Here is a 19,319-nt window from a genome sequence, read left to right on the forward strand (position 1 = left end):
CGGCGTGAAATTGGTCTGGACCTCCTCCGCGCCTTTTACCTGCTCACAGGTAGACTTCGGGGACAGATAAGCGGAGGAAACACTTATGGCGGACAAGCCCACCAAAGGCCTCGCCGATGTCGTAGCCGCGTCGACAGCGCTGTCCGACATCGACGGCAAGGCCGGTCGCCTCTTCTACCGCGGATACGACATCCACGACCTGGCCGGCCGAGCAACGTTCGAAGAGACCGCCTACTTGCTGCAGCGCGGCAAGCTGCCGACCCGCGACGAGCTGGCGGGGTACGGACAGGAGCTGGTCAGGGGACGCGAGCTCGGGGCGCTCGTCTCCCAGAACATCGAGGAGATCGCCGAGAAGCAGAAGCCCATGGAGGCGCTGCGCTCGCTCGTCTCGCTGGCCGGGGCCGACGACCCCGACAAGGACTCCATCACGCCCGAGGCCAACCTGTGCAAGGCGGCCCGGCTCGTGGCGCAGCAGCCGCTGCTGATCGCGCGCTACCACGCGGCGCGTACCGGCGGCTCCGCCGTACCGGAAGCCGACGACTCGCTCAGCATCGCCGGCAACTTCCTGCTCCAGGTGACCGGCCGCGTCCCTGACGCGCGCGCCGCGGAGATCTTCGACGAGTGCCTCGTCCTGCACGCCGACCACACGATGAACGCCTCGACCTTCGCCGCCCGCGTCTGCGCGGCGACGCTGTCGGACATGCACTCGGCGATCGTCGCGGCCATCGGCACGCTCAAGGGCCCGCTGCACGGCGGCGCCAACGAGCAGGTCATGCGGACCCTGGAGTCGCTGGACCAGTCGCAGGTCGCCCAGTCCGTGCGCGACAAGCTCGCCGCGGGCGAGAAGATCATGGGATTCGGCCACCGCGTCTACAAGACCGAGGACCCGCGCGCCACCCACCTGCGGCGGATGTCGGAAGAGCTGTCGGCGAACGGCGACCCGAAGTACTACCGTATGTCCAAGGACATGGAGGAGGTCGTCTTCGAGACGAAGGGCCTCTACCCGAACGTCGACTTCTACGCCGCGTCGGTCTACCACTACCTGGGTATCCCGACGGACCTGTTCACGCCGGTCTTCTCGGTGAGCCGGATGTCAGGGTGGACCGCCCACGTCATCGAGCAGCACGCCGACAACCGGCTGATCCGGCCGGACAGCGAGTACATCGGAGAGCGCGACCAGAAGTGGAAGCCTATTGACGAGCGATGAGGCCTGGGGACCGTACCCGCTGATCCTGGCGGGTGCGGTTCTCGGCGTGCTCGGGATCTTCTGGTTCGACCCCGAATGGGGCGCGTTCGCGCTGGGGTCGGTCCTGCTCGTGGCCGCCGCGTTGCGCTTCGCCGGGTACGGCGGGCAGCTGGCAGTGCGCTCCCGCCGTACCGACATGATCGTGCTCGGCCTCATGGGCTCGGGCCTCGTCACCGCCTCCCTGTTCATGGAGTTCGGTGACGTGCTCAAGCCCATGGTGCTCGATCTGTTCGGCTAGAGGCTCGCGAGGGCCTCGTTGAAGGTCTTCGACGGCCGCATGACCGCCGCCGCCTTGGCCGGGTCGGGCTGGAAGTAGCCGCCGAGGTCGACGGGGGAGCCCTGGACCGCGAGCAGCTCGGCCGCGATGGTCTCCTCCTGCTCGGTCAGCGTCTCGGCCAGCTTCTTGAACGACTCGGCCAGCTGCGCGTCGTCGCTCTGCCCTGCCAGCTCCCGCGCCCAGTACATGGCCAGGTAGAAGTGGCTGCCGCGGTTGTCGATGCTGCCGAGCTTGCGGGCCGGCGACTTGTTCTCGTTGAGCAGCGACGCCGTCGCGCGGTCGAGCGTGTCGGCCAGGATCTGCGCGCGGGCGTTGCCGGTGGTGGTCGCCAGGTGCTCGAAGCTCGCGGCCAGCGCGAGGAACTCGCCCAGGCTGTCCCAGCGCAGGTAGTTCTCCTTGACCAGCTGCTGCACGTGCTTGGGGGCCGAGCCGCCGGCGCCGGTCTCGAACAGGCCGCCGCCGTTGAGCAGCGGGACGATGCTCAGCATCTTGGCGCTGGTGCCGAGCTCCAGGATCGGGAAGAGGTCGGTCAGGTAGTCGCGCAGCACGTTGCCGGTGACGGAGATGGTGTTCTCGCCGCGGCGGATGCGCTCGACCGACAGCTTGATCGCCTCGACCGGGGAGAGGATCTTGATGTCGAGACCCTCGGTGTCGTGCTGCGGCAGGTAGGCGTTGACCTTCTCGATGAGGCTGGCGTCGTGGGCGCGGGTCTCGTCGAGCCAGAAGACCGCGGTGTCGCCGCTCGCGCGGGCGCGGGTGACGGCGAGCTTGACCCAGTCCTGCACCGGGATGTCCTTGGTCTGGCACATGCGCCAGATGTCGCCCTGGCTGACGACGTGCTCCAGCACCACGGTGCCGTCGGCGTCGGTGACCTTCACGGTGCCGGTGACCGGGATCTCGAAGGTCTTGTCGTGCGAGCCGTACTCCTCGGCCTTCTGCGCCATCAGGCCGACGTTCGGCACCGAGCCCATGGTGGCGGGGTCGTAGGCGCCGTTGGCGCGGCAGTCGTCGAGGACGACCTGGTAGATGCCGGCGTAGCTGCTGTCGGGGATGACCGCCAGGGTGTCGGCCTCCTCGCCGTCGGGGCCCCACATGTGGCCCGACTGGCGGATCATGGCGGGCATCGACGCGTCGACGATGATGTCGGACGGCACGTGCAGGTTGGTGATGCCGCGGTCGGAGTCGACCATCGCCAGCGCCGGGCCGTCGTTCATCTCCTCGACGAACGAGGCCTTGATCTCGTCGGTGGTCGCGGCGAGGATCGTGCCCAGGCCGTCGTTCGGGCTCAGGCCCGCCGCCGCGAGCTGCTCGCCGTACTTGGCGAAGGTGTTGGGGAAGAACGCGCGGATGACGTGGCCGAAGATGATCGGGTCGGAGACCTTCATCATGGTGGCCTTCAGGTGCACCGAGAACAGCACACCCTCCTGCTTGGCGCGGGCGACCTGCTCGGTGAGGAACTCGCGCAGGGCGGCCACGCGCATGACCGCGGCGTCGACGATCTCGCCGTCGAGGGCCTTGACGCCGTTGTGGAGCACGGTCGTGCTGCCGTCGTCGCCGTGCAGCTCGATGCGCAGCGTCGTGGCCTTGCCGAGGATCGCGGACCTCTCCGAGGAACGGAAGTCGTCGGCCGTCATGTGCGCGACGTTCGTCTTCGACTCGGGGGTCCACTTGCCCATGCGGTGCGGGTGGGCCTTGGCGTAGGCCTTCACGCTGGCGGGGGCGCGGCGGTCGGAGTTGCCCTCGCGCAGCACCGGGTTGACCGCGCTGCCCTTGACCTTGTCGTAGCGGGCGCGGATGTCGCGCTCCTCGTCGGTCTGCGGGTCTTCCGGGTAGTCGGGCAGGGCGTAACCCTGGCTCTGCAGCTCGGCGACGGCCGCCTTCAGCTGCGGGATGCTCGCCGAGATGTTGGGCAGCTTGATGATGTTCGCCTCGGGCGTGTTGGCGAGCTCACCCAGCTCGGCCAGCGCGTCACCGATCCGCTGCGCCTCGGTCAGGCGCTCGGGGAAGCTGGCGATGATCCGCCCGGCGAGGGAGATGTCACGACTGTCCACCCGCACGCCCGCCGTGGCGGCGTACGCCTGGATGACCGGCAGGAACGAGTACGTGGCCAGGGCTGGGGCCTCGTCGGTGTGCGTGTAAATGATGGTCGAATCAGTCACGGGAAGTCCGCTCCACGTATGCGAGATTGCTTGATATCAAGATATCGGGTGCCCGGCGCCGCTGCGACCTGGGTGACTTTTCATGATCTGGCTGGCTAGTCTTCGCATATCCGACGAGGAGGTTCCGATGGAGATCGACTCGACTACGCCCAGCGTGGCGCGGATCTACGACTACTTCCTGGACGGCAAGAACCACTACGAAGCCGACAGGGCCGCCGCGGAGCAGATCATCCGGGCCTATCCCAACGTCAGGCAGCTGGCCACGGAGAACAGGGCCTTCCTCGGCCGTGCCGTACGGCACATGCGGGCGAGCGGCGTCGAGCAGTTCCTCGACCTCGGCACCGGCCTGCCCGCCACCGGCAACGTCCACGAGGTGGCCGGTCCCGACGCCCTCGTCGTCTACGTCGACAACGACCCCGTCGTGGCCGCGCACGGTCGGGCGCTGCTGGAGAACACCCAGGCGGTGCTGCTGCAGCGCGACGTGCGCGACGTCGAGGCCGTCCTGGCCGACGCCGCCTCCCACCTCGACTTCTCCCGGCCGGTCGGCGTGCTGTTCGTGGCGATCCTGCACTTCATCCCCGAAGGCGCCCACGAGCTGGTCGCGCGCTTCCGCGAGGCGCTCGTGCCGGGCAGCTACCTGGCGATCACCCACGGATTCTGGGACGAGGAGACGGAAGCCGACCCCCTCGACGTCTACAAGCGCACCAACGCCCCCGTCACCGTCCGCACGCGCGGCGAGATCCGGACCTTCTTCGGCGATTTCGAGCTCGTCGAACCCGGGCTGGTCGACGTGTCGCGCTGGCGCCCCGACGACTCCGAGCCGTCCGAGCGCCTCTGGCTGGCCGCGGGGGTCGCTCGCAGACCCTGACCTTTGCGACCTTTGAGATCTCTTGCCCGCCGGCCCGGCGTGGCATCTCCGATCTTGCGGTAGGAGTCCCCGTGTCTGGGGTTCGGGGTTCGGGGGTGGGGCATGCGCAAAGGGATTCTCGTGGTGGTCGCGGCCGTGTTGTGCGGCGGGTGCGGGACTCACCCGCAGACCGCGCAGGTGGCCAAGGTCGACGACGCCGCCAGGGTGAAGCAGGCCAAGGAGGCCAGGGCGGCCGCGGCCAAGCAGGTCAAGGCCAACGAGCTGGGGCAGATCCCGGTGCTGATGTACCACCGGATCATCGACAACCCCGGCTCCCAGGACGACCGCACGCCCGCCAAGTTCCGCGCGGACCTGGCCAGGATGGCCAAGGACGGCTACGTCCCCATCACCGCCGCCGAGTTCGTCACCGGGAAGATCGACATCCCGGCGGGCAAGCACCCCGTCGTGCTGACCTTCGACGACTCCTCGCCGTCGCAGCTGTCGCTCGACGAACTGGGCAACCCCAAGCCCGACACCGCGGTGGCCATCCTGCGCGAGGCGGCGGCCAAGTACGAAGGTTTCCGCCCGGTCGCGACCTTCTACGTCACCCGCGACATGTTCGGCAAGTCGACGCCGGAGGAGCAGGCGCAGACGTTGTTGTGGCTGAAGGACAACGGGTTCGACATCGGCAACCACACGCTCGACCACGTCAACCTGCGCAGCCGCTCGCGGGACGAGGTGGCCAGGCAGATCATGAGCGTGCAGAAGATGGTGAACAAGTTCGCCTACCACACGCCCGTCACGCTGGCCCTGCCGTACGGCAACCAGCCTCGCAAGCAGGCGTGGGCGCAGAAGGGGAACGGATACGCGCACAAGGGCGTTTTCCTGGCGGGGTACACGCCGTCGAACTCGCCGTTCAGCAAGAGCTTCGACGCGCTCAACATCCCGCGGATCCGGGCGATGGACCGCAAGGGGGACTGCACGCAGTTCTGCTCGACGGCCTGGCTGGACTGGCTGAAGGACAACCCCGACATGAGGTACACCTCGGACGGGGACGCGGCCACGGTGGCCTTTCCCAAGTTCAAGGCGCCCACCCTGCGCTCGGCGTTCGCCTCCAGGAGTCTGCCGTACTAGGAGAACGTGATCCCCGCCGCGTGCAGGCGCCTGATCAGCGGCTCGCCCATGGCGCTGGCCGTCGTCACCGAGCCCGCGATCTTGGGGGTGTCGTCGAACGCCAGGCACAACGCCGACTCCGCCAGCATCTTGGCCGTCTCGTCGTAGCCCGGGTCGCCGCCGGCGACGTGCGTCACCACGCGGCGGCCGCCGCCCTCGCCGAGGAAGGTGGCGCGGAACCAGTGGGCGGCGCGTTGTGACGGCGTCGGGCCGGAGCCGGCGGGCAGGCGGCGGGCGAGCCACGCGCGGGCCGGAGGGATCTGGGCGAGGGCGACGAGCGACACGGCTCCGACGCCGGCCGACAGGGCCGCGGGCAGGGAGCCCGCGCCGAAGTACTGCCGGTAGGTGAAGTCGGGGCCGTAGCGGTCGAGCAGGCGGGCCGAGCGGCCGACGATCTGGTGGTCGATCGTGGGCATCGGGATGGCCCAGCCGCCGACGTAGCGGAGCAGTCCGGGGAGTGAGCTGATGCGGCGGCCGGGCGGTTCTGGGTCGGCGGTGCGGCGCTGGGCCCCGGCCTCGATCATGTGGGGCAGGCGGGAGAAGGCGGTCAGCGCCGAGGCCAGGGTGCCGCCGGAGGCGCGCAGGTGGCCGCGCAGGAAGCCGCGGACGGTGATGGGCACACCCTCGGGGAGCCGCAGCACGGTGTGGAGCACTCCGAGGTCCCACGGGATGGAGTCGAAACCGCACGCGTGGACGATCTTGGCGCCCGAAGCGGCGGCGACGGCGTCGTAGCGCAGGAACATGCGGTCGACGAACTCCGGCTCGCCGGTCAGGTCGAGGTAGTGCGTGCCCGCCTCGGCGCACGCCTTGACCAGCGGCTCGCCGTAGCTGACGTACGGCCCGACGGTGGTGGCGATGACGCGGGCCTGCGCGGCCAGGGCGGCCGGGTCGGAGGCGTCGGCGACGATCACCGGGACGTCGAGGCCGAGGGACTCCAGCTTGGCACGGTCGCGCCCGGCCAGGGCCCAGCGCACGTCGGGCCCGGCATGCCTGACCAGGTATTCGGCGGTGAGCCTGCCGGTGAAGCCGGATGCGCCGAAGAGCACGATGTCGTACACGCTCTCCAGAATGTCACTCTGGAGGCTTCCGGTCGATCGTGGGTGGTCCGTAACGAACGACTAACTGTTAACTGTGGACTTCCTGAGCGTCGTAAAGTTTGCCTCGTCAGGCTTTGTGCTACGTGGGGATGACGAATGCCGCAGATCGCGCCACTGGTGGCGGGCGATCCCAGAGAACTGGGCTCGTTCAAGCTGGCCGGGCGCATCGGCGAGGGTGGCCAGGGGGTGGTCTACCTCGGCGAGAACGACCAGGGCGAGCGTGCGGCGATCAAGTTGCTGCACATCAAGTTCAGCGGGGACAAGTCGGCGAGATCGCGTTTCGCGAGGGAGCTGAAGGCGGCCGAGCGGGTGGCGTCGTTCTGTACGGCACGCGTGGTCGAGGCCGACCTGGAGGGTGACACTCCGTACATCGCCAGCGAATACATCGACGGCCGCCCGCTGCGGGAGGTCGTCGAGAGCGACGGGCCGCTGAGCGGCGCCAAGCTCGACCGGCTGGCGATCGGGACGGCGACGGCGCTGGTGGCCATCCACCACGCCTCGATCGTGCACCGCGACTTCAAACCCGACAACGTGCTGATCGCGGCCGACGGTCCGCGCGTCGTCGACTTCGGCATCGCGCGCATCATCGACTCGACCGGCACGATCACCAGCCGGGCGATCGGCACACCCGCCTACATGGCGCCCGAGCAGATCTCGGGCGACGACGTGGGCCCCTACACCGACGTGTTCGCCTGGGGCGCGACCATCGCGTTCGCGGCGACCGGCCAGGCGGTCTTCGAGGGCACCTCGATCGCGGTGGTGCTCAACCGCATCCTCAACCACGAGGTCGACGTGAGCGGCATCCCGCAGCCGCTGCGCGGTGCCGTGCAGGCGGCGCTGACCAAGGAGCCGGGCAAGCGGCCCACGGCCGACCAGATCCTGCTCAGGCTCCTGGGCCAGCCGGAGACCCACGGCGCCGACACCGCGGTGCTCAGCCAGGGGGCGGTCCTGGCCAGCGACGACACGGCGCCGATCCCGAGGCAGCGGCTGACGGTGGCGGAGCCGTCGATGCCGATCCCGCCGCCGGTCCCGACCGTCGAGACGGCCGGGCCCGAGCTTCCGGCACGTCAGCGCAGGAAGGGCCCGTGGATCGGCCTGGCCCTGGGCGTGGTGCTGGTGGTCGCGGCGGCGGTGGCGCTGGTGATGCAGGGTGTGATCCCTCTCACCTTCAGCCAGCGGCCCACCCCCGCGCCCACCGTCCCGCAGGAGGAGAGGTTCTCCTCCCTGGCCGACAAGGTGGCCAAGACCGGGAAGATCGTGATCGGGGTCAAGGCCGACCTGCCGAACATCGCCCTGGAGGACAAGGACACCGGCGTCATCACCGGTCTCGAGGTGGAGCTGGGCAGGCGCATCGCCCTGGCGCTCAACCCCAAGGCCGACATCACCTTCAAGCCCGTCGCCCGCGCCGATCGCGCCAAGTGGCTGGCCAACGGCACGGTCGACCTGGTGATCGCGACCTACACGGTGAACGACAGCGACAAGGTGACGTTCGCCGGGCCGTACTACCTGGCCCACCACGACGTCCTGGTGGCCGACGGGGCGGGGATCGCGAGCGCCAAGGACCTGGAGGGCAAGGCCATCTGCGGGCAGCCGAGCGCGGCCGTGGGCAGCCTGCAGGACGTGCTGAAGGACTACAAGATCGTCCGCGGTCTCGACTACGGCGACTGCATGAACCTGCTCAAGAGCGGCGCCGTGCACGCCGTCCCCGGCGAGGACTACCTGCTGGCCGGGTTCGCCCAGCGTGAGCCGGTGCGCTATCGCGTGCTCGGGCTGAAGATGAGCGACGAGCCGTACGGCATCGGCATCAGGCAGGGAGACGTGCGCACCTGCAAGGCCATCAACGGCATCGTCTCGGACCTGTACTCCAGCGGCCGCATGGCCAAGCTCATGCGTCAGTACTTCGGCAAGGTTCGCTTCGAGGCCGAGACCAAGCAGCCCACCGCGACCCCCTGCGATTGACGGGCGGTAACATCCACACGTCACCATCCAACTGCGAGTGAGGGGAAGGCCATGGCCACGCCCGTCAAGGTAACCGTCACCGGAGCCGCCGGCCAGATCGGCTACGCGCTGCTGTTCCGCATCGCCTCAGGGCAGCTGCTCGGCGCCGATGTGCCCGTCAAGCTGAGCCTGCTGGAGATCCCCCAGGCGGTGAAGGCGGCCGAGGGCACCGCCATGGAGCTCGACGACTGCGCGTTCCCGCTGCTGTCGGGCATCGAGATCACCGACGACCCCAACGTCGCCTTCGCCGGCGCCAACGTCGCCCTGCTGGTGGGTGCGATGCCGCGCAAGGCCGGCATGGAGCGCGGCGACCTGCTCAGCGCCAACGGCGGCATCTTCAAGCCGCAGGGCCAGGCGATCAACGCCCACGCCGCCGACGACATCCGCGTCCTGGTGGTCGGCAACCCGGCCAACACCAACGCGCTCATCGCGCAGCAGAACGCGCCCGACGTCCCGGCCGACCGGTTCACCGCGATGACTCGTCTCGACCACAACCGCGCGCTGGCCCAGCTGGCCGCCAAGCTGCAGGTCCCGGTCACCGAGATCAAGAACATGACGATCTGGGGCAACCACTCCTCCACCCAGTACCCCGACCTGTTCCACGCCGAGGTCGGCGGCAAGATCGCGGCCGAGCAGGTCGACGAGGCCTGGTACAAGGAGACCTTCATCCCGACCGTCGCCAAGCGCGGCGCGGCGATCATCGAGGCGCGCGGCCTGTCCAGCGCCGCCAGCGCGGCCAACGCCGCGATCGACCACGTCTACGACTGGGTCAACGGCACCGACTGGACCTCGGTCTCGCTGCCGTCCGACGGCTCGTACGGCGTGCCCGAGGGCATCATCTCCTCCTTCCCGTGCCGTTCGGTCAACGGGCAGTGGGAGATCATCCAGGGCCTGGAGATCAACGAGTTCTCCCGCCAGCGCATCGACGCCTCCGTCGCGGAGCTCGCCGAGGAGCGCGACGCGGTCAGGGAGCTCGGCCTCATCTGACGGGCGCCTCGTTTAGGGGTGTGTCGGACAACCCGTTCCCCCTGGTCACAGCGTTGAATGTGACCAGGGGGTTTTCAATGGGGCGCTTTCCGGCACAGTTGTGCGCCGGTCTTGTCGGCATGGCGGTGATCGTGGCACCCAGCGCGGTGTACGCGGGCGAATGGGGCGGTGCGGACCTCTCGGTACAGCTCAGCTCGCATCCGAGAATCGCCCAGCCCGGCCAGCCCATCCTCTTCCGCGTGCGGGTGAAGAACGCCGGGCCGGGCGACGCCGTGCTCCCGGTGCTCAAGGTGGTGCTGCCCGCCGACGTCGACATCGTCGGCGTGAACGTGGCGACCTGCCGCCCCGGACGCGCGCCCAACGAGGTGACCTGCCCCTCGTCGTCCGACGTGCTCGCGGGCGGCACCGGTGAGGTGCAGATCAGCGGCATCGTCCGGCCCGGCGCGATCGGGCCGCTGCGCGCCGTCGCCTCCCTGACGTCGGAGGTCTCCGACGCCAACGAGGCCGACAACACGCACATGACCTTCACGCGGGTGGACGAGGGTGCCGACCTGCAGGTACGGCTGCGCTCGGCGGGCAGGCACCAGTTGTCGGCGGTGGTGCGCAACCGCGGGCCGCGTGCCGTACGCGACGCGCTGCTCTACTTCCGCACCGGCGCCAGCAGGCTCATCTCGGCGGAGGGCGCGCGGTGCCGTCCGCGCCCCGGCCACGTGTTGTGCCGCCTGCGGACCGTCGGTTCGGGCAAGCGGCTCAAGCTGCGCCTGGGCCTGGGCGGGGGGCGGCGGCCGGTGGTCGCCAACGTCTACTCGTCCGTGCTCGGCGACCGGCGGCCGGCCAACAACGTCTCGCGGGTGATGTTCAGGCCGTGACCGCGACGGCCTCGCGCGCGCGGCTGCGCTCGGCCCATCGGGTCGCCGGCGGTACGGCACAGCCGGCCGCGACGAAGACCAGCCCGATCAGCAGCCAGCCCGGCCATCCCCAGCCGATGATCACGGCGGTGAGCAGGGCGGGGGCGGCGACGTTGGCCGCCTGCCAGCTCATGTTGTACAGGCCCTGGTACTGCCCCAGGGCGTGCGCCGGGGCCAGCTCGTACGACAGCCCCCACGAGCCGGCCGCCTGGAGGATCTCGCCGAACACGTGCAGGATCGCGCCGGCGGCCAGCACGGTGATCGCCAGCCACTCCGGCTGACCGGCGGCCAGGGCGAACAGGCCGCAGGCCAGCAGCAGCAGGACTCCGGCGCGCCGCTGGGCGTTGGCGGAACCGGTCAGATCATGGGTGTTGCGGCTCAGCCGTACCTGCAGGAACGTGACCATGACCGTGTTGATCAGGCCGATCGCGGCGACCATGAGGTTGGGCGCGCCGACGTGCTTGACCCACATCGGCAGGATGACCATGAGCAGCGGTCCGTGAATGACCAGGATCGCGTTCAGTACGGCCAGCAGCGCGTAGGGGCGGTCGCGCAGGACCACCCAGGTGGGGCCGTCCTTGGGCTTGGCGACCGGCTGGACGTCCGGCACGCGCAGGGTGAGCGCGGCGGAGGCCAGGTAGGCGGCGGCGCAGCCGTACAGCATGACCAGGTAGGCGGGTCGGGTGCCGACCGCCAGCGCGATCATGGCCACCAGGCCGCCGAGCGACCAGCCGACGTTGGTGACCGCGCGCAGGTAGGCGCGCACCTCGACGCGTCGTTCCGCAGGTACGGCGCCGCCGATGAGCGTGGCGCGGGCGGTGCCGTCCGCGGCCTCGGCGAAGGAGACGAGGGCGGCGACCAGGGCGAAGCCGACGAAACCGGTGACGAAGCCGTAGCAGGCGACGAGCAGGCCCCCGGCGGCGCAGAAGGCGACGTTGACCGCGCGGGGCCCGATCACGTCGCACAGGCGTCCCGCGGGCAGGCTGCCCAGCAGGCCCGCGAGGCCGGCGATGGTCAGGCCGAGGCCGACCTGGGTCTCCGAGAGGCCGACCACGTTGAGGAAGTAGAGCACGCTGACCGTCAGGAACAGCCCGCGACCGGTGGATCGCAGGAGCACGGCGAGGGAGAGCGCGCGAACGGGGCCGGGTTCGGGGAGCATGCCCGGAAGATTACCGTTGAGGTGTTTTATCCCGATTGGAGGGTGCAGGTGGGCTGCGGGATGCGCGCCGGAGTGGGGGCGGATGTCGCGAACACCACTCCGGCCGCTGCCAGGCTGCTGCCGACCAGGATGAGGGCGACAAAGATCAATCTGGTGACCCTTGGTGAAAAGCTCCTCACATTCGGCATCACAGCATACTTTCAGCTTCGGCGCGTCATTTCAGGGGAAGCGCCTCCCAGGCATCCCTGACGATGTCCGAAATCTCGGTCTTCTCCGGCTTCCAGCCCAACTCCTGCTGGATCTTGTCGCTCGAGGCGACCAGGATCGCCGGGTCGCCCTCGCGGCGCGGGCCGACCTCCGTGGGGATCGCGTGACCGGTCACCTCGCGGCAGACCTCGATCACCTCCTTGACCGAGAAGCCCGTGCCGTTGCCCAGGTTGTAGATCCGGTGCTCGCCCGGCGTGCAGGCCTCCAGGGCCAGCAGGTGGGCCCTGGCCAGGTCGGAGACGTGGATGTAGTCCCTGACGCAGGTGCCGTCGTCGGTCGGGTAGTCGGTGCCGAACACGTTGACCTGGGACCTCTCGCCGGTCGCGACCTTCAGCACGTTGGGGATGAGGTGCGTCTCGGTCGTGTGCCGCTCGCGGAAGCTCTGGTAGGCGCCGCCCACGTTGAAGTACCTGAGGCTGACCGCGCCCAGGCCGTACAGCCCGGCGAAGGTGGTCAGCGCGGTGTCGACCGCCAGCTTGGAGGCGCCATAGGGGCTGGTCGGGCGGGTGGGGGCGGTCTCCAGGATGGGGGAGCCCTCGGGATTGCCGTAGACGGCCGCCGTGGAGGAGAACACGATCTTGTTCACGTTCTCGCGGCGCATCGCGTCGAGCAGGGCGAGCGTGCCGCCCAGGTTGTGCGACCAGTACAGGCTCGGCTTCTCCACCGACTCGCCCACGAGGGACTTGGCGGCGAAGTGCAGCACCGCCTCGATGCCGTCGAGCGGGGGCTCGGCGATGTCGCCCCGGACGAAGCGCGCGCCGCTGGGGACGGCGTCGGCGTGCCCGGTGGACAGGTCGTCGAGCACGGTCACCTCGTGTCCCGCTTCGAGCAACTGTGCGGCGACGACGCTGCCGATGTAACCGGCGCCTCCGGTGACCAGGAGCCTCATGTTCACCTCTGTTGGAATAAGTTTGAATGTGTGGCTCTTCTCAGCATACGCCTCCCGAGTACGCTGGCACCGCCGTGAACGTGCTAATCGCCAACATCGCCCTCGTCCTGCTCTTCATTGTGGTGGGCGGATACTTCGCCGCGGCCGAAATGGCCATGGTCTCCCTGCGTGAGTCCCAGGTGCGCAAACTCAGCACCCGGGGCCGACGCGGAGCCCACGTGGCCAAGCTCGTCCGCGACCCCAACCGATTCCTGTCCGCCGTCCAGATCGGCGTCACCCTGGCCACGATGCTCTCGGCCGCCTTCGGCGCCGACCGCTTCGCGGCCGTGCTCTTCCCCGTGCTCGAATCCTGGGGAGTGCCGCACGCCATCTCGCAGGTCGTCGCGCTGGTGCTCGTCACCATCGCCATCTCCTACGTCTCCCTCGTGCTGGGAGAGCTCGCGCCCAAACGCCTGGCCAGGCAACGTGCCGAAGGCTTCGCGCTGTTCGTGGCGCCGATGCTCGACCGGATCGCCTCCCTGTCGCGGCCGGTCATCTGGCTGCTGTCCAAGTCCACCGACGGGGTCGTCCGCCTCCTGGGCGGCAACCCCGAGGCCGACCGCGAGAAGATGACCACCGAGGAACTGCGCGACATGGTGGTCGGACACGCCGAACTGACCGCCGACGAGCGCAACCTCATCGCCGAGGTCTTCGCCGCCGGCAAACGCCAGCTGCGCGAGGTCATGCTGCCGCGCACCGAGGTCGAGTTCATGGAGGCCGACACCCCTCTCGCCGAAGCCGCCGTGCTGGCCGCGGCCATGCCGCACTCCCGCTTCCCTATCTACCGCGAGTCATACGACGAGATCCTCGGATTCGTCCACGTGCGCGACCTGCTCGACCCGGTGCTCACCGGACGCATCGAACCCATCAGCCAGCTCGTGCCCATCCGCCCCGTCAAGATGGTGCCCGCCTCCAAGCGGGTGCTGTCGACGCTGTCGGAGATGCGCGGCGAAGGACACCACCTGGCCATCGTCGTCGACGAGTACGGCGGCACCGCCGGCATCGTGACCCTGGAGGACCTCGTCGAGGAACTGGTCGGCGACATCCGCGACGAGTACGACTCCGAGGACGCCACCGTGCGCCTGCCGGGCGAGATCGAGATCGACGGGCTCACCAACCTCAACGACTTCGCCAGCGAGACCGGCATCCGCCTGCCCGACGGGCCCTACGAGACCCTCGGCGGCTTCGTCATGGCCGCGCTCGGCCACGTGCCCGACCTCGGCGAACAGGTCGAGATCCCGGGCTTCCAGATGACCGTCACCGAACTCGACGGCCGCCGCGTCGCCCGCGTACACGTCAAGCGGCACGCCGTGATCGAGTCGCCCCCCGCCTCCGAAAGCTGACACAATTGACGGCTATGGCCAGACCTCGTGTTCTCTCCGGCATCCAGCCCACCGCGGACTCCTTCCACCTGGGCAACTACCTGGGTGCGGTCCGTCAGTGGGTCACGCTGCAGGAGACCCACGACGCGTTCTACTGCGTGGTCGACCTGCACGCGATCACCGTGCCCACCGACCCCGCCGACCTGCGCCGCCGCAGCCGCGTCGCCGCCGCCCAGCTCTTCGCCTGCGGCCTCGACCCGTCGGCCTCCACGGTCTTCGTGCAGTCGCACGTGCGCGAGCACACCGAGCTCGCCTGGATCCTCAACTGCATCACCGGCATGGGCGAAGCCGCCCGCATGACGCAGTTCAAGGACAAGTCCGCCAAGTACGGCGAGAGCTCCGCCAGCGTCGGGCTGTTCACCTACCCGATCCTGCAGGCGGCCGACATCCTGCTCTACCAGGCCAACCGGGTCCCCGTCGGCGCCGACCAGAAGCAGCACCTCGAGCTCACGCGCGACCTGGCCCAGCGCTTCAACCACCGGCTCGGCGACACCTTCACGCTGCCGGAGCCGTACATCCTCAAGGAGGTCGAGAAGATCACCGACCTCCAGGACCCCACGGCCAAGATGTCCAAGTCGTCCTCCTCGCCCGCCGGCATCCTCGACGTGCTCGAGCAGCCGGGGCCGCTGCGCAAGAAGGTCATGCGCGCCGTCACCGACACCGGGTCCGAGGTGCTCTTCGACGAGGAGGGCAAGCCGGGGATCTCCAACCTGCTGCGCATCCAGTCGGCCCTGACCGGCACGCCCATCCCCGAGCTCGTCGAGCGGTATGCGGGGGCGGGGTACGGCACGTTCAAGAAGGACGTGGCCGAGGTGGTCGTGTCCACGTTCGAGCCCATCAGGGAGCGCACCGAGAAGCTGCTCGCCGACGAGGGCGAGCTCGACCGGCTGCTCGCGGCGGGAGCGAGCAAGGCTCGGGCGGTGGCGCAGGAGACCATGGCGCAGGTGCGCGACCGGGTGGGGTTCCTGCCCGGAGCGTGAGAGAGGCGCCGGAGGCCCGCGATGATCGCCATCCTGGTCAACGGCCTGCCCGGCGCCGGCAAGACCACGCTCGCCGTGCGGCTGGCCGAGGAAATGGGCCTCCCGCTCCTCGCCAAGGACCGCGTGAAGGAGACCCTGGCCGACACGCTCCCCACCCCGCCGGGCATGAGCCCCCGCGCGTGGAGCCAGAGCCTCGGCATGGCCTCCGGTGAGATGCTCTGGGCGCTGCTGGCCGACTCCGGGCGCGGGGCGGTGCTGGAGAGTTTCTGGCGCCCCGCTCTGCGCCAGGTGGCGCTGGACGGCCTGCGGAGGGCGGGGGCGCCGGCCGCGCACGAGGTGTGGTGCGAGGTGCCCGCCGCGGTGGCGCGCGAGAGGTACGAGGCGCGGGAGCCGTCCAGGCACGCGGTGCACCGGGGCGCTCTGGTCGGCGACGACGACTGGCGGCGGCTCGCCGAGGGGGCCGGGCCGATGGGGCTGGGATGCACGCACGTCGTGGACACCACCCGGAAGGTCGACGTGACGCGGCTGGCCGACACCTTGGGCGGATGCATTGTCGGAGGGCTTGGCTAGGGTTCTCTGGCATGACCGAGCCCGCCTTCCTGAGCGCTACCCGAGACTCCTACGACGCCGTCGCCGCCGGCTATGCCGAGCGGTTTCGTGACGAACTGGCCTCGACGCCGATCGAGCGTGCCCTGCTGGGCGCCTTCGCCGAGGAGGTCGCGGGGCCGGTGCTCGACGTGGGCGCCGGGCCCGGGGGCGTGAGCGGCTACCTGCACGGGCTGGGGGTGGACGTCTCGGGGGTCGACCTGTCTTCTCGGATGGTCGAGCTGGCCCGGCTGGCGCATCCGGGGGTGCGGTTCGAGGTGGGGTCGATGACCGCGATCGTCAGGGACGACCGGTCGCTGGGCGGGATCGTCGCCTGGTATTCGATCATCCACGTGCCCGACGAGCGGCTGCCGGGGGTCTTCGCCGAGTTCCGCCGGGTGCTGGCGCCCGGAGGGCGGGTGGCGCTCGCCTTCCAGGTGGGGGACGAGACCCGGCACCTCGCCGAGGGGTTCGGGATGGAGATCTCGCTGACCACTCATCTGCGGCCCCTGGAACGGGTGGCCGGGCTGCTGGTCGCAGCGGGCTTCCGTGTCGACGTGCGGATGGTGCGGGAGCCGGAGGCCGAAGGGGTGGCGGCACGGGGATATCTGATGGGGCGGCGGATCGAGTAGAGGGCGACGGGATCCCGCGACCCGGGAGCTGATTCACTCCGTCGCCCGCCCGCGGGTGAGCACCTCCAGGACCGGGCGGGCCGCCGCGGCCGGGTCGTCGCCGACGAAGGACGGCAGGGCGCCGGTCAGCCACAGGTTGGCGAAGCCGTGCGCGGTCGACCAGGCGGCGATCGCCCCCGCCCAGTCGCCCTCGACGTTCCCCGGCAGCGAACGGGATCCGGACACGAGAATCTCCCCTGCTCGGCTGCGGGCACGCACCACCGACGGGTCGTCGGTGTCGTACAGCTCCGGCCTCCACATGACCTCGAAGTAGGCGCGACGCTCGACGGCGAAGCGCACGTAGGCGACTCCGACGTCGAGGAAGTCGTCGCCGGCGCCGCCCAGGGCGTCGGCGAACAGCTCGAACCCCTCGGCGGCGACGGCCGTCAGCAGGCCCGCCTTGTCGCCGAAGTGGTGGGCGGGCGCGGCGTGTGAGACGCCCGCGCGCCTGGCCAGCTCGCGCAGGCTCCAGGTGGCGGTGCCGGTCTCGCCGATCGCCTCGACGGCGGCGTCGATGATGGCTCGGCGCAGGTTCCCGTGGTGGTAGGACATCGTGCTCCCATCTTGTCATTGACAAGTTTAGCGCATCGTGGCATCTTGTCAGTGACAAGATTGGAGTTGGTCCCATGGCCCCCCTGGTTTCCCTCATCGGCGGATTCATCGTCCTGCGCCTGATCGGCCTGGCCGGAGTGGACGCGCTCGACGGCTGGCAGCCGGCGTTGCGCGGCGGGCTCGCGCTGATGTTCACGGTCACCGCCAGCGCCCACTTCGTGCCCGCCATGCGGCGCGACCTGATCGCGATGGTGCCGCCGTCGCTGCCCGCCCCCGGGCTGCTGGTGACCGTCACCGGCGTGCTGGAGCTGGCGGGGGCGGTGGGCCTGCTGATCGAGCGCACCGCCACCGCGGCCGCCATCGCGCTGGCGGTGCTGATGGTCGTGATGTTCCCGGCGAACGTCTCGGCCGCGCGACGGCAGGTCACGCTGCTCGGCAAGCCGGCGACGCCGATCGTGCGCAGGTCGATCGAGCAGGTCTTCTACATCGCGGCCGCCATCGCGGCCTCCCTCTGAAAGGACCCACCATGCCCACCATCCCGTGGATCAAGACCGGCGACCACGACGGCGAGGCCGTCGTCATGGCCTCCCGCCTGGAGGTCAAGTCACTCCGCCACGTCCCCCGCTTCTTCCTCAAGTCGATCTCCGTCTGGCGTCAGGCGCTGCGCTCCCCGGGCGCCCTGGGCGTCTCGCTGCGCGCCGACCTGACGAAGCGCACCTTCTGGACCGTCTCCGCCTGGAGCGACAAGAAGGCCGTCTACGCCTACGCCGCCGCGGAACCGCACAAGACGACGATGAGAAAGCTCCGGGGTGTGATGAAGGAGTCGACCTTCGTCTTCTGGCAGGCCGACGCGGGCACGCTCCCGATCGACTGGACCGAGATCGAGCGCCGGATCACGGCCGAACGCGACGCAGAGCTGTCCAGGTGAGCACGGTCGCCAGCAGCCCTCCCGCGCCCGCCACGACGAACGCCACGGGCGGCGAGGTGATCTCCAGCAGCGCCCCGCCGCCCAGGTACGACACCGCCGCGGCCACGCCGATGGCGCCGTAGAGGGTGCCGAAGACCCGGCCCAGCAGCTGCGCGGGAACCTCCTGCTGGATGAGGGTGTTGGAGGCGACGTCCATGGCCGCGATGCCGAGCCCGCGAATCGTCTGCACGGCCATCGCCGCCCACACCGCCCACGCGAAGCCGGTGACCAGGTTGCCCGCACTGCTGACGGCGAATCCGAGCAGCAGCAGCGTCACCATCGACAGCCGGACCGTCCTGGTCAGCAGCAGGTATCCGGCGAACAGCCCGATCCCCACCCCGGCCAGCAGCAGTCCGGCGGCCGCGTCGCCCGCGTCGAAGGTCTCGGTGGCCAGGAACACCAGCGCCACGTCGTCGATGCCGTTGAACAGCACCACCGAGAAGAAGCCCAGGCCGACCGCTCGCACCAGGCGCGTGGTGAAGATGTAGCGCAGCCCCTCGCGCGTGTCGCCGAGCAGGGAGCCGCCCGGCTCGGGAGCCGAAGGCGAGGCGGGCATGCGCAGGAGCAGCACGGCGGAGACGGCGAAGGTGGCGGCGTCGACCAGCAGCACGCCCCTGATGTCGGAGACGGCCAGCAGCGCCGCCGCGGCGATCGGTCCGAGGGCCTCGCCGCCGTTGGTGCCCATCCCGAGGAGGGTGTTGGCGCGGGCCAGCTTGGCGTCGGGGACCAGCTCGGGCACGACCGAGCGGGAGGCGGCCTGGAAGAGCTGCCCGGCGATCGCCCGCAGCCCGACGAGCACGAGCAGCACGGGGAGCGGCGGCAGCCAGATCGCGATCGCCGCGACCAGCAGGCCCTGGACCACTTCGCATCCGACCATGACGCGCCGCCTGCCGTACCGGTCGGCGACGGCGCCGGTCAGCGGGCCCAGCAGGGCGGGCGCGAAGTCACCGACGAGCAGCAGCAGCGCGACCGCCAGGGCGCGGCCGGTGGAGTCGGCGACGTGGACCATCAGCGCCACGAGGCTCAGCGAGTCGCCGGTGAAGGAGATCGTCCGGGCCGTCCACAACCGCCAGTAGGGAGCCGTCAGCGAGGGCACGGCGCCGATCATAGGTTGACTGTCCCCCGGGTGGCACGTG

At 70.0% G+C, this 19,319-nt stretch carries 19 protein-coding genes; 13 read left to right on the forward strand and 6 right to left on the reverse strand.

Annotated features, from left to right (window positions below):
- The first annotated feature begins 85 nt into the window (after window positions 1-85).
- Window positions 86-1,207, forward strand: coding sequence for a citrate/2-methylcitrate synthase (locus tag ACIBH1_RS01995; protein ID WP_397311668.1), 1,122 nt, complete (start codon window positions 86-88; stop codon window positions 1,205-1,207).
- Window positions 1,194-1,484 carry a DUF3017 domain-containing protein gene (locus ACIBH1_RS02000; RefSeq protein ID WP_397311669.1) on the forward strand — a complete coding sequence of 97 codons (291 nt, stop codon included), beginning with the start codon at window positions 1,194-1,196 and terminating at the stop codon, window positions 1,482-1,484. Before ACIBH1_RS01995 ends, ACIBH1_RS02000 begins: the two co-directional genes overlap by 14 nt.
- On the opposite strand, the gene ACIBH1_RS02005 is transcribed toward ACIBH1_RS02000, so the two are convergent.
- Window positions 1,481-3,682 carry an NADP-dependent isocitrate dehydrogenase gene (locus ACIBH1_RS02005; RefSeq protein WP_397311670.1) on the reverse strand — a complete coding sequence of 734 codons (2,202 nt, stop codon included), beginning with the start codon at window positions 3,680-3,682 and terminating at the stop codon, window positions 1,481-1,483. The genes ACIBH1_RS02000 and ACIBH1_RS02005 overlap by 4 nt on opposite strands.
- A 127-nt stretch (window positions 3,683-3,809) precedes the next feature.
- Between ACIBH1_RS02005 and ACIBH1_RS02010 the strand changes: the two genes are divergently transcribed.
- Both ACIBH1_RS02010 and ACIBH1_RS02015 read left to right on the forward strand, forming a co-directional pair.
- On the forward strand, window positions 3,810-4,550 hold the full coding sequence (locus ACIBH1_RS02010) for an SAM-dependent methyltransferase (protein WP_397311671.1): 741 nt from the start codon (window positions 3,810-3,812) through the stop codon (window positions 4,548-4,550).
- 102 nt (window positions 4,551-4,652) lie between these two features.
- On the forward strand, window positions 4,653-5,663 hold the full coding sequence (locus tag ACIBH1_RS02015) for a polysaccharide deacetylase family protein (RefSeq protein ID WP_397311672.1): 1,011 nt from the start codon (window positions 4,653-4,655) through the stop codon (window positions 5,661-5,663).
- Here the strand turns inward: ACIBH1_RS02015 and ACIBH1_RS02020 are convergent.
- Entirely contained in the window at window positions 5,660-6,760 is a 1,101-nt protein-coding gene (locus ACIBH1_RS02020; RefSeq protein ID WP_397311673.1) for a saccharopine dehydrogenase family protein, read from the reverse strand. The two genes, ACIBH1_RS02015 and ACIBH1_RS02020, sit on opposite strands and share 4 nt — an antisense overlap.
- A 135-nt stretch (window positions 6,761-6,895) precedes the next feature.
- Here ACIBH1_RS02020 and ACIBH1_RS02025 point away from each other — a divergent pair, with 135 nt between their 5' ends.
- From ACIBH1_RS02025 to ACIBH1_RS02035, 3 genes are all read left to right on the forward strand, one after another.
- Window positions 6,896-8,758, forward strand: coding sequence for a serine/threonine-protein kinase (locus tag ACIBH1_RS02025; RefSeq protein WP_397311674.1), 1,863 nt, complete (start codon window positions 6,896-6,898; stop codon window positions 8,756-8,758).
- 51 nt (window positions 8,759-8,809) lie between these two features.
- On the forward strand, window positions 8,810-9,784 hold the full coding sequence (locus ACIBH1_RS02030; RefSeq protein ID WP_397311675.1) for a malate dehydrogenase: 975 nt from the start codon (window positions 8,810-8,812) through the stop codon (window positions 9,782-9,784).
- Window positions 9,785-9,861: 77 nt separating this feature from the next.
- Window positions 9,862-10,653, forward strand: a complete 792-nt coding sequence (locus tag ACIBH1_RS02035; RefSeq protein ID WP_397311676.1) for a hypothetical protein — start codon at window positions 9,862-9,864, stop codon at window positions 10,651-10,653.
- Here the strand turns inward: ACIBH1_RS02035 and ACIBH1_RS02040 are convergent.
- Together ACIBH1_RS02040 and galE are read right to left on the reverse strand one after the other, a co-directional pair.
- On the reverse strand, window positions 10,643-11,851 hold the full coding sequence (locus ACIBH1_RS02040; protein ID WP_397311677.1) for an MFS transporter: 1,209 nt from the start codon (window positions 11,849-11,851) through the stop codon (window positions 10,643-10,645). The two genes, ACIBH1_RS02035 and ACIBH1_RS02040, sit on opposite strands and share 11 nt — an antisense overlap.
- 214 nt (window positions 11,852-12,065) lie before the next feature.
- Complete coding sequence (gene galE, locus ACIBH1_RS02045) at window positions 12,066-13,007, reverse strand: UDP-glucose 4-epimerase GalE (protein WP_397311678.1); 942 nt, start codon at window positions 13,005-13,007, stop codon at window positions 12,066-12,068.
- Window positions 13,008-13,081: 74 nt separating this feature from the next.
- Between galE and ACIBH1_RS02050 the strand changes: the two genes are divergently transcribed.
- Genes ACIBH1_RS02050 through ACIBH1_RS02065 form a run of 4 tightly spaced genes read left to right on the forward strand, consistent with a single transcriptional unit; the run spans window position 13,082 to window position 16,625 of the window.
- Window positions 13,082-14,389, forward strand: coding sequence for a hemolysin family protein (locus tag ACIBH1_RS02050; protein WP_397311679.1), 1,308 nt, complete (start codon window positions 13,082-13,084; stop codon window positions 14,387-14,389).
- A 14-nt stretch (window positions 14,390-14,403) separates the two neighbouring features.
- Window positions 14,404-15,408 (forward strand): tryptophan--tRNA ligase, encoded by a 1,005-nt coding sequence (trpS, locus tag ACIBH1_RS02055; RefSeq protein WP_397311680.1) that lies wholly within the window; start codon window positions 14,404-14,406, stop codon window positions 15,406-15,408.
- A 21-nt stretch (window positions 15,409-15,429) separates the two neighbouring features.
- On the forward strand, window positions 15,430-15,978 hold the full coding sequence (locus ACIBH1_RS02060; RefSeq protein WP_397311681.1) for an AAA family ATPase: 549 nt from the start codon (window positions 15,430-15,432) through the stop codon (window positions 15,976-15,978).
- A gap of 11 nt (window positions 15,979-15,989) precedes the next feature.
- Window positions 15,990-16,625, forward strand: a complete 636-nt coding sequence (locus ACIBH1_RS02065) for a class I SAM-dependent DNA methyltransferase (protein WP_397311682.1) — start codon at window positions 15,990-15,992, stop codon at window positions 16,623-16,625.
- 33 nt (window positions 16,626-16,658) lie between these two features.
- Here the strand turns inward: ACIBH1_RS02065 and ACIBH1_RS02070 are convergent, their stop codons facing one another.
- A complete protein-coding gene (locus ACIBH1_RS02070; RefSeq protein WP_397311683.1) occupies window positions 16,659-17,216 on the reverse strand; it encodes a TetR/AcrR family transcriptional regulator in 558 nt (185 codons plus the stop codon).
- A 74-nt stretch (window positions 17,217-17,290) separates the two neighbouring features.
- Here ACIBH1_RS02070 and ACIBH1_RS02075 point away from each other — a divergent pair, with 74 nt between their 5' ends.
- Window positions 17,291-17,731: a hypothetical protein gene (locus ACIBH1_RS02075; RefSeq protein WP_397311684.1), complete on the forward strand. Its 441-nt coding sequence runs from the start codon at window positions 17,291-17,293 to the stop codon at window positions 17,729-17,731.
- 11 nt (window positions 17,732-17,742) lie between these two features.
- Window positions 17,743-18,144 (forward strand): hypothetical protein, encoded by a 402-nt coding sequence (locus tag ACIBH1_RS02080; protein ID WP_397311685.1) that lies wholly within the window; start codon window positions 17,743-17,745, stop codon window positions 18,142-18,144.
- On the opposite strand, the gene ACIBH1_RS02085 is transcribed toward ACIBH1_RS02080, so the two are convergent.
- Complete coding sequence (locus tag ACIBH1_RS02085) at window positions 18,110-19,291, reverse strand: MFS transporter (protein ID WP_397311686.1); 1,182 nt, start codon at window positions 19,289-19,291, stop codon at window positions 18,110-18,112. The two genes, ACIBH1_RS02080 and ACIBH1_RS02085, sit on opposite strands and share 35 nt — an antisense overlap.
- Window positions 19,292-19,319: the final 28 nt, after the last annotated feature.

The organism is Nonomuraea sp. NPDC050663, from assembly GCF_044456985.1.
GTDB lineage: Bacteria > Actinomycetota > Actinomycetes > Streptosporangiales > Streptosporangiaceae > Nonomuraea.

Bases quoted from the DNA above. Each gene is read 5' to 3' on its own strand.
- ACIBH1_RS02035 (WP_397311676.1), top strand. From the start codon at position 9,862: ATGGGGCGCTTTCCGGCACAGTTGTGCGCCGGTCTTGTCGGCATGGCG.
- ACIBH1_RS02010 (WP_397311671.1), top strand. From the start codon at position 3,810: ATGGAGATCGACTCGACTACGCCCAGCGTGGCGCGGATCTACGACTAC.
- ACIBH1_RS02025 (WP_397311674.1), top strand. From the start codon at position 6,896: ATGCCGCAGATCGCGCCACTGGTGGCGGGCGATCCCAGAGAACTGGGC.
- ACIBH1_RS02040 (WP_397311677.1), bottom strand. From the start codon at position 11,851: ATGCTCCCCGAACCCGGCCCCGTTCGCGCGCTCTCCCTCGCCGTGCTC.
- ACIBH1_RS02075 (WP_397311684.1), top strand. From the start codon at position 17,291: ATGGCCCCCCTGGTTTCCCTCATCGGCGGATTCATCGTCCTGCGCCTG.
- trpS (WP_397311680.1), top strand. From the start codon at position 14,404: ATGGCCAGACCTCGTGTTCTCTCCGGCATCCAGCCCACCGCGGACTCC.
- ACIBH1_RS02080 (WP_397311685.1), top strand. From the start codon at position 17,743: ATGCCCACCATCCCGTGGATCAAGACCGGCGACCACGACGGCGAGGCC.
- ACIBH1_RS02015 (WP_397311672.1), top strand. From the start codon at position 4,653: ATGCGCAAAGGGATTCTCGTGGTGGTCGCGGCCGTGTTGTGCGGCGGG.
- galE (WP_397311678.1), bottom strand. From the start codon at position 13,007: ATGAGGCTCCTGGTCACCGGAGGCGCCGGTTACATCGGCAGCGTCGTC.
- ACIBH1_RS02085 (WP_397311686.1), bottom strand. From the start codon at position 19,291: ATGATCGGCGCCGTGCCCTCGCTGACGGCTCCCTACTGGCGGTTGTGG.
- ACIBH1_RS02030 (WP_397311675.1), top strand. From the start codon at position 8,810: ATGGCCACGCCCGTCAAGGTAACCGTCACCGGAGCCGCCGGCCAGATC.
- ACIBH1_RS02065 (WP_397311682.1), top strand. From the start codon at position 15,990: ATGACCGAGCCCGCCTTCCTGAGCGCTACCCGAGACTCCTACGACGCC.
- ACIBH1_RS01995 (WP_397311668.1), top strand. From the start codon at position 86: ATGGCGGACAAGCCCACCAAAGGCCTCGCCGATGTCGTAGCCGCGTCG.
- ACIBH1_RS02070 (WP_397311683.1), bottom strand. From the start codon at position 17,216: ATGTCCTACCACCACGGGAACCTGCGCCGAGCCATCATCGACGCCGCC.
- ACIBH1_RS02060 (WP_397311681.1), top strand. From the start codon at position 15,430: ATGATCGCCATCCTGGTCAACGGCCTGCCCGGCGCCGGCAAGACCACG.